This window comes from Acidovorax sp. FJL06 (assembly GCF_003852545.1).
Taxonomy (GTDB): Bacteria; Pseudomonadota; Gammaproteobacteria; order Burkholderiales; family Burkholderiaceae_C; genus Acidovorax.
Genome location: NZ_QAJR01000034.1, coordinates 1 through 12,157 on the forward strand (window position 1 = coordinate 1; position 12,157 = coordinate 12,157).

Below are 12,157 nucleotides of genomic sequence, written 5' to 3' on the forward strand. Positions count from 1 at the left end.
TGCACTGGCGCTAACAAGCCGGGCGATTCATGCGGACACATACGCCTCGCGCACAAGTACGCCAATGTCGGCAGTTCGTGCACGGCCGGACAGCGGGTCGGTCGACCAATGCACCCAATGAGCGACCGAAACCTGAACGACATCGTGATCTCGCCATTTTAAGTCGACCGACGGCCTCCGCTGCATGGCGGCAAATCGCTGTGCGTTAGAGACCAAGGCTGATCTGCGTCATGTGCGGCGACGGCGATTAGCACTTGCGTAAAGCCACATAGGCTCGAAGGAGCGCGGCAATGGCCGGTGGTTTTACGGTCACAGCCATTGAATTCATCGCTGCGGCAAGAAACTTAGATAGATCTTCGATGTTCACGCCATCAACGGCAGAGCATGGCACCGCTGCTGCAGGCAGCGGTGCTTCGACTGCCTGCACTGCTTCCGCCAACGGAATTTCTACGGCCAGCGCATCAGGGGGTCTTACATCCAATGTAAAAGGCGCTAGGAGGCCATACAGCCACGCATCCTCATGCAATGCATAGGCCTGCACAGCAGCCTCTAAGGCATCACCTCGTTCAAGGGCTGCGTCTAGCTTCGCAACTCGCTGCTCAAATTGACCGCCCCAGTGCTGGTAAAACGATCCCGTGGGCGAGTCCATGATGATATGTTTATCCACCCCAGCCTGATGTATGACCTTCTCTGCCAGCGTAGGGTGTGAATGGTCTCTAGGCCATTGCCTGCCAACCTTTGCAGCGTGGAGTTCAGTGGCGAGGATCGGTTTGTGCATTAGGAAGATGCTGAAGCCCCTATTCTTCGCAGGGCGGCTCGTGGTGATTTCCAGCTGAACAGCCGATGCGAACTGCGTCAGCTCTGCTTTGATCCTGTTTCGAAGCAACGGTATTTGCTGCCTCAATGCGCCGAGCAGACGCTCGCGCCTGTCCGCCATGTACGGGTGCTGATCCGCAGTAGCGGGACTGCGCTTGACCCAACTTCGAATTTCGACCTCTGACGCCGGCGTCAACACCTCTGATCGCGGAGAGTCCGACAACAAGAGATCTCTATATCGACATGCCTGGCATACGATTTCCCATCGTCGGGGCGCTCTCGTGCCATGGGCCTCGCCACGTAGGTGAACGGAGATACATGCTGCGGCTCCGCAGTTGGGGCATTCGATCTCCGCGACGACGGGGCATTGAGCAAGACCCTCGTCTATCCACGCCTTCCTAGCTAAGTTCTTCGCCTTTCCTCGCAGTTGCAATTCGCCCGCAAAAACGAAGAACGCCACAGCAGCCCCCCACGACGGCTTGCTTCCCGGCATTGTTCGTTCAACCAAATCCCGTAGAGCGTTCGCCCCACTTAAGGAAAAGGACTTCGCTAAGGCCTCGAGTCCTTGCTGGAGAGTTGGGTCAAGCCTTGCCAACAGCTTCGTCGCCTCGCTCTGAACCAACGCCTTGAAGGCCGATGAATCCATCAGCGCATAAATCTGATTTTCCGTTGCCTCGTCAGCGATGAATCCCGCAACACGCTTCTCAGTTTCACTGGCCAAGTAACCGTCGTGGTTTGGGGTGTAGAGGATCTTGATAGCCACGCGGTCGGTGGACCTTGCCTCCACCCGAGGGGAACCTGCGCTTGAAAGGGGCCGCCTTGACTGCTTCATCGATCGCTCCACCTAATGTTGGCCGCCAGATCGTGGCCAGAGTATGCGCGTGAATTATCCGCTCTCGGTATAGCTCACTCACCTGAAGTTCAGGCAGGCAGCGCCGGTTGAGTGGCAGCTTTTGAGCGGCGATTTCTGTTTCTTGACTGGCAGCAATCGCCCTGCAGAACGGCCTTTCACACCGCCAAGCTCACACTCTTTGCCGACAGGGTCTCAACATCAGTTGGAGAGAAACTGCCATCGATTCATGGCAAACCACCACAGCGACCAAGCCCGGCGAAACGGCAGATCAGGTATTTGCATTGCCAAGAGTTTTGGAAGACGTCTTGCCTGCTGCTTTGCCTTCCCTCAGCCTATCCAGATAGTCTGCCCACCGCTGCATCATTTTCGTCCGATGGGCTAGGTACTGGGTCCTGTTGTAAGCGCGCCCATTTGCATCCTTCACGGCGTGAGCCAGTTGCGCTTCGATGACCAGCGGGTCAACATCCAATCGCTCCGCCAACATGGTTCGCGCCGTGGCTCGAAAGCCATGCCACGTCTGGATCTCCGGCGTATAGCCCATGGTGATGAGCGCGGTGCGCACCGAGTTCTCTGAAATAGGCCGACTGTAGTTGCGCTCACCGGGAAACACCAAGGCGCTGTGGCCCGTCAACGGATAGAGCTCCCGCAACACTCTTACAGCCTGGGTTGAAAGAGGCACCAGATGTGGATCCCCGTTTTCCTTCCCGTCTTTGCCCCGCTTCATCCGGGCAGCCGGAATCGTCCAGAGGGCAGCATCCAGGTCCACTTCGGCCCAAGCCGCACCGCGCAATTCGCCGGGTCGCTGGAACAGCAAGGGCGCCAACTGCAATGCTGCCCGCACAATGGGCCCGCCCTTGTAAGCTTGGATGGCCCGCAGCAACTCAGCCAGCTTGACCGGTTCGGTGATAGCGGCAAAGTGCTTGCCGCGATACGGAGACAACGCGCCTTTGAGGTCTCCCGTGATGTCCCGCCCTACCCTGCCTGTCGCGACGCCATAACGCCAGACCTGGCGAGCCAGCATCAATCCACGATCAGCAGTCTCTACAGCCCCGCGCTCTTCTACCTTGCGCAGTGTTGCCAGCAATTCCACCGGCTCAATCTCAGCTAGGCGACGCCCCCCTAGCCACGGAAAGAGATCACGTTCGAACTGGCGCAGCGAGCGCTCAGCATGAGAATCACTCCATAGAGGCTTCTGTTTGTCGTACCACTCCAGAGCGACAGCTTTGAAGGTATCCCCGGCACTGGCAGAAGCCTTCAGCCTTTCCATCTTTCTGGCATGCACAGGATTTACTCCTGTCGATTTCTGCAGCCTGGCGGTATCACGAGCCTTGCGAGCTGCCGTCAGGCTGACCGAGGGATAGCTGCCCAGAGCCATGCGCCCTTCCTTGCCCTCATGCCGATACTTCCAGAACCAGCGCCTCGATCCCCCGGGAGCGACCTCCAGGTACAAGCCTCCCGAGTCCGACAAACGCTCCCGCTTCGATGCGGGGGAACAGACGGCATTGCGGCACTGTGCATCGGTCAACATAGGGGAACACCTTCAGAGGTTTCACAAGGGTTTCTCCTCGGAAACGGGGGAACAAATGCCGCCAGTCTACCCTTTTCGGATTTTGTTCCCCCGTCTGTTCCCCCGCCTCAGCCTGGCTGCCAGGAGATCGCTCCGGACGCCCCCACACCGTAACCCATTGATTTACCAAAGAAAAAGGGCGTTCACCGGATTTTGGTGAACGCCCTTGGACGTCGTAATGGTGGAGCTGGCGGGAATTGAACCCGCGTCCGTAAGCCTTCACCGGGCAGATCTACATGTTTAGCGGTCTGATTTGAATCTCACCGCCTGTGTCGCGCAGTCGCACGCTACACAAGCCGCCAGCACCCTATTTTCTTACCCCAACCCAAGGTACCCGGATCGAAGCCAGCCCATGTAATTATCCTTGCAGCCGGGAGGCCCTGATTGCTCAGAACCCCCTTGCCCAGCCCATCGGCCAACTGTTGCAAGGCTCACTGGCAATTAAGCAGCGAGTGCGAAACGTTCGTCGTTTGCAGTTAGTTTGTTAAATCGAGATTTACGAGCGTGACTCAAGCTCGACATGCACCACACCGATTCCGAACCCACGTCGAAACCAGGACAGCCCCAGACTCTCTATTTTAGGTGCACGCCAGCAATTGCAAGAGCTCGGAGGGAGATTTAATTGCAGCATGCGCACCCCACGCACCGGGATCGGTCTTGGCGCCAAGGTAACCATATGTAGCAGCGACCGTGCCCATGCCCGCAGCCAGGCCCGCAGCGATGTCCCGTTCGTCATCGCCCACGTAGATGCACTGCCCCGGGGGCAGCTTCAAGCGGGATGCCGCCTCCAGCAAAGGGGCGGGATGGGGCTTTGCATGGGGCGTGGTGTCACCACTGACCACGGCTCCCGCCGTCTCAAACAGCGGAATCGCCCGGGTCAGCGGTTCGGTAAACCGCGCGGCCTTGTTGGTCACCACCCCCCACAACAGGTTGCGCTGCAAAAGCTGGTGCACCAGTTCGGGAATGCCTTCAAAAATGGTGGTGCGCTCCGTCATCCGCGACTCATAGTTCACGAAGAACTCTTCGCGCCAGACCGCAAAATCAGGGTGGTCCGGGGTCATGCCAAAGGCCTCCCCCAGCATGCCACGCGCTCCCGCACCCGCCATCGGCCGGTAGCGGGCCAGGGGCAAGGAGGGCAAACCTCGATCAGTGCGCATCTTGTCGGCGGCGGCGCCCAGATCGGGTGCGCTGTCGATCAACGTTCCATCCAGGTCAAACAGGACTGCACGAATGTCATGAAACATGGGCACCGCCTCAACCCGCGCGCCGCGTGGCGAACAAGTAATTCACGCTGGTGTCTTCACTCAGCCAGTAGCGCTTTGTCAGGGGGTTGTGCTCAAGCCCCTTGGTATGAAGAACATCCAGTTGGGCGCTGCGGCAACTGGCCGCCAATTCGCTGGGGCGAATCATCTTGGCATATTCGTGGGTGCCCCGGGGCAGCATGTTCAGCACATACTCCGCGCCCACAATGGCCAGCATGAAGGCCTTGGCGTTGCGGTGGATCGTGGAGAAAAACACCCACCCGCCCGGTTTGACGAGCTGGGAACAGGCGCGGACCACGGAGGCGGGGTCCGGGACATGCTCCAGCATTTCCATGCAGGTCACCACATCAAAACTCGCCGGCTGCTCCTGCGCCAGCGCCTCCACGCTGATTTCCTGGTAGCGGATATTGGGGGTACCAGCCTCCAGTGCGTGCAATTGCGCCACACGCAACGCCTTCGATGCCAGATCAATGCCCAACACGTCCGCGCCTTTGCGCGCCATGGAGTCAGCCAAAATACCGCCCCCACAACCGACATCCAGCACCCGCTTGCCAGGCAACGCACACAAGCCATTGATCCAATCCAGCCGCAGCGGGTTGATCTGGTGCAGTGGACGAAACTCGCTGTCCGGGTCCCACCAGCGGTGGGCCAACTCTGAAAATTTGGCCAGTTCGGCCGGATCTGCATTGACGGTGTCGCTCATGCTGGCAATTGTCCCTGAACCTGGTGAATGAAAGACTCCAGACGCAAAAAAGCCCCGTCACCGGGGCTTTTTTGTGAAGCAATCCGAAGATTACTTGGAAGCGCGGGTACCGACCACTTCGATTTCCACGCGGCGGTTCTTGGCGCGGCCTTCGGCGGTCTTGTTGTCAGCCACGGGTTGCTTTTCGCCCTTGCCTTCGGTGTACACGCGGTTCTTTTCGATGCCCTTGGACACCAGATAAGCCTTCACGGCTTCGGAACGACGCACCGACAGCTTCTGGTTGTAAGCGTCAGAGCCCACGGAGTCGGTGTGACCCACAGCAATGATGACTTCCAGGTTGATGCCCTTGACCTTGGAGACCAGGTCGTCCAGCTTGGCCTTGCCTTCTGCCTTCAGCACCGACTTGTCGAAGTCGAAGAATGCGTCAGCGGCGTAGGTCACCTTGGTGGCCACGGCAGGAGCGGGAGCGGGAGCGGGAGCTGGTGCAGGAGCGGCGGCAGGAGCGGGAGCAGCGGCTGGAGCAGGAGCGGCAGCAGCAATAGCGCCATCGCAGCCAGCGGCGGCCGTAGCAGGCGTCCAGTTGGCATCGCGCCAGCAGTATTCGTTGGTGCCGTTCTTCCAGACCAGATCACCGCTGGCATTGCGCCAGTTGTCAACGGTTTGTGCGCCAGCGGCGGTTGCGAGCGCTGCAGAGGCAAACAACATCGCCACTTTGTTCAGTTTCTTCATGGTTCTCCTCTTGGGGAAAAAGCCGCAGCCGCGCTGCGAATCAGGACGCTTGGGATGACCACCACCCGAAGCGTTCAAACAATTGTGCCATACGTAACAGGGCAAAAGCGGTGGTGACGCGCCGAGGCCCGTAGGACAAAACCGGAATTGCTTCGATATGTTGCGCGGTCGCTACACGGTCTTAGCCCTAAAATGACCCTCCTTTGCCGCCACCGCAGCCCCCAATGACCCAGTTTGCCAAAGAAACCCTGCCCATCAGCCTCGAAGAGGAGATGCGGCGCAGTTATCTCGATTACGCGATGAGCGTGATCGTCGGCCGGGCCCTGCCCGACGCGCGCGACGGCTTGAAGCCTGTGCACCGCCGAGTGCTGTTTGCAATGCACGAGCTCAACAACGACTGGAACCGGCCTTATAAAAAGTCGGCCCGTATCGTGGGCGACGTGATCGGTAAATACCATCCGCACGGCGATTCGGCGGTGTATGACACCATCGTTCGCATGGCACAGGATTTTTCACTCCGCCACATGCTGGTGGACGGCCAGGGCAATTTCGGATCGGTGGATGGCGACAACGCCGCAGCCATGCGGTATACCGAAATCCGCTTGGCCAAAATCGCCCACGAAATGCTGGGCGACATCGACAAGGAAACCGTCGATTTCGGACCCAATTACGACGGCAGCGAAAAAGAACCGCTGGTATTGCCCAGCAAACTGCCCAATCTGCTGGTCAATGGCTCGGCCGGTATTGCGGTGGGCATGGCCACCAATATTCCACCGCACAACCTCAACGAGGTGGTGGATGCCTGCCTGCACATGCTGCGCAACCCCGAGACCACCATCGACGAGTTGATGGAAATCATCCCGGCACCCGACTTCCCTACTGCCGGCATCATCTACGGCATCAATGGCGTGAAGGACGGCTACCGCACCGGCCGCGGCAAGGTCGTGATGCGCGCGCGCTGCCATTTCGAGGACATCGACCGTGGCCAGCGCCAGGCGATCATCGTGGACGAGCTGCCTTACCAGGTCAACAAGAAGACGCTGCAGGAGCGCATGGCCGAGCTGGTGCACGAAAAGAAGATCGAGGGCATCAGCCACATCCAGGACGAGTCGGACAAATCCGGCATGCGCCTGGTGATCGAGCTCAAGCGCGGCGAAGTGCCCGAAGTGGTGCTCAACAACCTGTACAAGCAGACGCAGCTGCAGGACACCTTTGGCATGAACATGGTGGCGCTGGTCGATGGCCAGCCGCGCCTGTGCAACCTCAAGGACCTGATCGTCGTCTTCCTGCAGCACCGTCGCGAAGTGGTGACGCGCCGCACGGTGTTCGAACTGCGCAAGGCGCGCGACCGGGGCCATGTGCTGGAAGGCCTGGCCGTGGCCCTGGCCAACATCGACGACTTCATCGCCATCATCCGCAACGCGCCCACGCCACCCGTGGCCAAGGCCGAGCTGATGGCCCGCTCGTGGGACAGCAAGCTGGTGCGCGAGATGCTCACCCGCACACGCGCCGACGGGGGCGTGATCAACGCCGACGATTACCGCCCCGAGGGCCTGGAAGTCGAGTTCGGCATGGGCCAGGACGGCCTGTACCGCCTGTCGGAAACCCAGGCCCAGGAAATCCTGCAGATGCGCCTGCAGCGCCTGACCGGCCTGGAGCAGGACAAGATCGTGGCCGAGTACAAGGAAGTCATGGCGGTCATCGAGGACCTGCTGGACATCCTGGCCAAGCCCGAGCGCGTCTCGACCATCATTGGCGAAGAACTCACCTCCATCAAGGCCGAGTTCGGCCAGCACAAGCTGGGCGCACGCCGCAGCGTGGTGGAGTACAGCGCCCAGGACCTCTCCACCGAAGACCTGATCACGCCCACCGACATGGTGGTGACGCTCTCGCACACCGGCTACATCAAGAGCCAGCCCCTGTCCGAATACCGCGCCCAGAAGCGCGGTGGGCGCGGCAAGCAGGCCACGGCCACCAAGGAAGACGACTGGATCGACCAGCTCTTCATCGCCAACACGCATGACTACATCCTGTGCTTCTCCAACCGGGGCCGCCTGTACTGGCTCAAGGTCTGGGAAGTGCCCGCCGGCTCACGCGGCTCGCGCGGCCGCCCCATCGTCAACATGTTCCCGCTGCAGGACGGCGAGAAGATCAATGTGGTGCTGCCGCTCACGGGCGACATGCGCACCTTCCCGGCCGACCGCTACGTGTTCATGGGCACCAGCATGGGCACCGTGAAGAAGACCGCGCTCGATGAATTCAGCAACCCGCGCAAGGGCGGCATCATTGCCGTGAACCTGGACGATGGCGACTACCTGATCGGCGCTGCTTTGACCGATGGCAAGCACGACGTGATGCTGTTCAGCGACGGCGGCAAGGCCGTGCGCTTCGACGAAAACGACGTGCGCCCCCTGGGCCGCCAGGCGCGTGGCGTGCGCGGCATGATGCTGGAAGACGGTCAGAGCGTGATCGCCATGTTGGTGGCCGAAGACGAGACCCAGAGCGTGCTCACCGCCACCGAAAACGGCTACGGCAAACGCACCAGCATCGTCGAGTACACCCGCCACGGCCGGGGCACCAAGGGCATGATCGCCATCCAGCAGAGCGAGCGCAACGGCAAGGTGGTGGCCGCCACGCTGGTGCATGCCGACGACGAGATCATGCTCATCACCGACAAGGGCGTGCTGGTGCGCACCCGCGTGTCCGAGATCCGCGAGCTGGGCCGTGCCACGCAGGGCGTGACGCTGATTGCGCTGGACGAAGGCGCCAAGCTCAGCGGCCTGCAGCGCATCGTGGAGAACGACGCCAACGTGGCCGATGCCGATGCGGAAGGTGATGGCGGCAGTCCGTCTGGCACGTCTTCTGGCGCCTCCGACTCTGCGGAGCCCTCCGACGCCTGATCGCCGCTTCCCGGGCGGGGTGTGACACACCCTGCAAATTGCTATTGAAAGTGAAGCTGCTAGCGCTTGCCCTGTAAGCGCCAGCAGCATTTTTGACAGACAGACCATGACCCGCCCCTACAACTTCTCGGCCGGCCCGGCCGCCATCCCCGCCGAAGTGCTGGAACAAGCCGCCGCCGAAATGCTCAACTGGCACGGCAGTGGCATGGGTGTGATGGAGATGAGCCACCGGGGCAAGGAATTCCTGTCCATCTACGAGCAGGCCGAAGCCGACCTGCGCGCACTGCTGGCCGTGCCTGCCCACTTCAAGATCCTGTTCATGCAGGGTGGCGGCCTGGCCGAAAACGCCATCGTGCCGCTGAACCTCTCGCGGGCTGGCGCGGTGGACTTCGTGGTCACGGGCAGCTGGAGCCAGAAGTCGCAGAAGGAGGCGCGCAAGTACGCCTCCGAGGTGAACATCGTGGCGTCGGCCGAAGACACCGGCTTCACCACCCTGCCCGACCCGGCCTCGTGGACGGTGAGCCGGGGCGCGAGCTACCTGCACATCTGCAGCAACGAAACCATTAACGGCATCGAATTCCACCAGCTGCCCGACCTGAAGGCGCTGGGCAGCGATGCGCCTTTGGTCATCGACTTTTCATCCCATGTGGCGTCGCGCCCCGTGGACTGGAGTCGCGTGGGCCTGGCCTTTGGCGGCGCGCAAAAGAACCTGGGGCCCGCCGGCCTCACGCTGGTCGTGGTGCGCGAAGACCTGCTGGGCCACGCCCTGCCCGCCTGCCCCAGCGCCTTCGACTACAAAACCGTGGCCGACAACCAGTCCATGTACAACACGCCGCCCACCTGGGGCATCTACATCGCGGGCCTCACCTTCCAGTGGCTCAAGCGCCAGACCGAAGGCGGCCTCACCGGCGTGGCCGCCATGGAACAGCGCAACATCGCCAAGGCCGCCCTGCTCTACAACGCCATCGACAGCTCGCAGCTGTATGTGAACAAGGTGGCCGCCAACTGCCGCTCGCGCATGAACATCCCGTTCTTCCTGCGCGACGAAAGCCGCAACGACGCGTTCCTGGCCGGAGCCAAGGAACGCGGCCTGCTGCAACTCAAGGGCCACAAGTCCGTGGGGGGTATGCGCGCCAGTGTCTACAACGCCATGCCGATCGAGGGCGTACAGGCGCTGGCGGACTACATGCGAGAATTTGAACAGAAGCACGCCTGAACGCACACCGGCCTTCCCCGTTCGTTCACGCGCCCGCGCACACAGACCCCATCCATGAATACTCCGCAAGCCTCACCCGATCTCGCCAGCCTGCGTGTGCAGATCGACTCCATCGACCAGCAACTGCTCACGCTGCTGAACCAGCGCGCGCTGGTGGCCGAGCAGGTGGGTGAAGTCAAGAAGCGTGAAGGCACGCCCTTCTTCCGCCCCGACCGCGTGGCGCAGGTCATCGACAAGATCACCCACGCCAACCCCGGCCCGCTCAAGGGCGCGCATGTGGCAGCCATCTGGCGCGAGATCATGTCCGCCTGCCTGGCGCTCGAATCGCCCCAGCGCGTGGCCGTGCTCGGCCCCGAGGGCACGTTCTGCGAGCAGGCCGCCATCGAATTCTTCGGCGGTGCGGCCGACCTGATGTACTGCGCCAACTTCGACGAGGTGTTCCACGCCACGGCCGCAGGCAGTGCCCAATATGGTGTGGTGGGCGTGGAGAACTCCACCGAAGGCGTGGTCACGCGCTCGCTCGACCTGTTTTTGCACACACCCACCCATGTGGTGGGCGAGGTCAGCCTGCTGGTGCGGCACAACCTGCTGCGCACCACCAATTCGCTCGACGGCATCGAGGCGGTGCTGGCCCACCCCCAGGCCCTGGCCCAGTGCCAGGCCTGGCTGTCCAAGCACCTTCCGCATGCCGAGCGCCGCCCGGTGTCGAGCAATGCCGAAGGCGCCCGCCTGGCCACCACCAACCCCGCCTGGGCGGCCCTGTCGAGCGAACGCGCGGCCACGCAGTTCGGGCTGCACATCGTCTCGCACGCCATCCAGGACGACGCCTATAACCGCACGCGTTTTGCCATCATCTGCCTGCCCCACACGCTGCAGACGCCGCCGCCTTCGGGCAAGGACTGCACCAGCCTCGTGGTCTCGGTGCCCAACCAACCCGGCGCCGTGCACGACCTGCTGGTGCCGCTCAAGACGCATGGCGTGTCCATGACGCGCTTTGAATCCCGCCCCGCACGCACCGGCCAGTGGGAGTACTACTTCTACATCGACCTCGACGGCCACCCTGCGCAGCCCCATGTGGCGCGCGCGCTGGAAGAACTGCGCAGCCTGTGCGCGTTCTACAAGGTTCTGGGCACCTACCCCGTGTCGTCCTGAGGAGCCGCCAAGATGTTTGAACAATTGGGACTCATCGGCTGCGGGCTCATGGGCGGCTCGTTTGCCCTGGCCATGAAGAAGGCCGGCCTGGTCAAGCGGGTGGTGGGCTACAGCAAGTCACCCTCCACCACCGACCGCGCGCGCCAACTGGGCGTGATCGATGTCGAAGCGCCCTCGGCCCTGCTGGCCGTGGCCGGCGCTGACATCGTGCTGGTGGCCGTGCCCGTGGCCGCCACCGAAGCCACGCTGAAGGCCATCAAGCACCTGGTCACGCCCCAGATGCTGATCATGGACGTGGGCTCGACCAAGGCCGATGTGGTGCAGGCTGCGCAGCGCGCCCTGCGCGACCAGGTAGGATCGTTTGTGCCGGCGCACCCCATCACGGGGCGCGAGGTGTCGGGCGTGGAGCATGCCGAGGCCGACCTCTACAGCGGGCGCCAGGTGATCCTGACGCCCACCGAGCGCACCCTCACGGTCCACCTGCAAAATGCAGAAAAGATCTGGAATGCCCTGGGCTGCCGCGTGACCAGCATGGCCCCCGAATCGCACGATGCGGCCTTTGCAGCCGTCAGCCACCTGCCCCATGTGCTGGCCTTTGCGATGATGAACAGCATCACCGGGCAGTCGCATGGCGACGACTTCCTGTCCCTGGCCGGGCCCGGGTTCCGGGATTTCACCCGCATCGCGGCCAGCGACCCCAAGGTGTGGCGCGACATCCTGCTGTCCAACCGGGAAGAACTTATTGCCCAGTCCAAGCTGTTCCAGCAGGCCCTGCGCAACATCGAGCAGGCCATGAAAGAGGGCAACGCCCAGGCACTGGAAGACATGCTGACCCTGGCCAGCGAAACCCGCGCGCACTGGCGCATGGGCGCAAAACGCAAGTAACCCCCTGAGTCGCCTTCGGCGCCTTCCCCCAAGGGGGACGCCACCCGTGGCCTGGCAAAGCCAGCTCCACGGTG

9 protein-coding genes and 1 other RNA gene are annotated in these 12,157 nt (G+C 62.0%); 4 read left to right on the forward strand and 6 right to left on the reverse strand.

The window, feature by feature from the left end:
- Window positions 1-247 precede the first annotated feature (247 nt).
- The 6 genes from DBV10_RS18435 to ompA all read right to left on the reverse strand — a co-directional run bounded on the left by DBV10_RS18435 (window position 248) and on the right by ompA (window position 5,930).
- On the reverse strand, window positions 248-1,579 hold the full coding sequence (locus DBV10_RS18435; RefSeq protein ID WP_124515061.1) for a hypothetical protein: 1,332 nt from the start codon (window positions 1,577-1,579) through the stop codon (window positions 248-250).
- 358 nt (window positions 1,580-1,937) lie between these two features.
- Window positions 1,938-3,197 carry a site-specific integrase gene (locus tag DBV10_RS18440; protein ID WP_124515062.1) on the reverse strand — a complete coding sequence of 420 codons (1,260 nt, stop codon included), beginning with the start codon at window positions 3,195-3,197 and terminating at the stop codon, window positions 1,938-1,940.
- 218 nt (window positions 3,198-3,415) lie between these two features.
- Window positions 3,416-3,802: a transfer-messenger RNA gene (gene ssrA / locus DBV10_RS18445) on the reverse strand.
- 12 nt (window positions 3,803-3,814) lie between these two features.
- Entirely contained in the window at window positions 3,815-4,480 is a 666-nt protein-coding gene (locus DBV10_RS18450; protein ID WP_124515063.1) for an HAD family hydrolase, read from the reverse strand.
- A gap of 10 nt (window positions 4,481-4,490) precedes the next feature.
- Window positions 4,491-5,201 carry a bifunctional 2-polyprenyl-6-hydroxyphenol methylase/3-demethylubiquinol 3-O-methyltransferase UbiG gene (gene ubiG, locus DBV10_RS18455; RefSeq protein WP_124515064.1) on the reverse strand — a complete coding sequence of 237 codons (711 nt, stop codon included), beginning with the start codon at window positions 5,199-5,201 and terminating at the stop codon, window positions 4,491-4,493.
- Window positions 5,202-5,291: 90 nt separating this feature from the next.
- Window positions 5,292-5,930, reverse strand: coding sequence for an outer membrane protein OmpA (gene ompA / locus DBV10_RS18460; RefSeq protein WP_124515065.1), 639 nt, complete (start codon window positions 5,928-5,930; stop codon window positions 5,292-5,294).
- Between the two features lie 224 nt (window positions 5,931-6,154).
- On the opposite strand from ompA, the gene gyrA reads away from it, so the two are divergent.
- The 4 genes from gyrA to DBV10_RS18480 all read left to right on the forward strand — a co-directional run bounded on the left by gyrA (window position 6,155) and on the right by DBV10_RS18480 (window position 12,083).
- Entirely contained in the window at window positions 6,155-8,830 is a 2,676-nt protein-coding gene (gene gyrA / locus DBV10_RS18465; protein WP_124515066.1) for a DNA gyrase subunit A, read from the forward strand.
- 106 nt (window positions 8,831-8,936) lie between these two features.
- Complete coding sequence (gene serC / locus DBV10_RS18470) at window positions 8,937-10,046, forward strand: 3-phosphoserine/phosphohydroxythreonine transaminase (RefSeq protein ID WP_124515067.1); 1,110 nt, start codon at window positions 8,937-8,939, stop codon at window positions 10,044-10,046.
- A gap of 54 nt (window positions 10,047-10,100) precedes the next feature.
- Complete coding sequence (pheA, locus tag DBV10_RS18475) at window positions 10,101-11,198, forward strand: prephenate dehydratase (protein ID WP_124515068.1); 1,098 nt, start codon at window positions 10,101-10,103, stop codon at window positions 11,196-11,198.
- A 12-nt stretch (window positions 11,199-11,210) separates the two neighbouring features.
- Complete coding sequence (locus tag DBV10_RS18480) at window positions 11,211-12,083, forward strand: prephenate dehydrogenase/arogenate dehydrogenase family protein (RefSeq protein ID WP_124515069.1); 873 nt, start codon at window positions 11,211-11,213, stop codon at window positions 12,081-12,083.
- The last annotated feature ends 74 nt before the right edge of the window (window positions 12,084-12,157 follow it).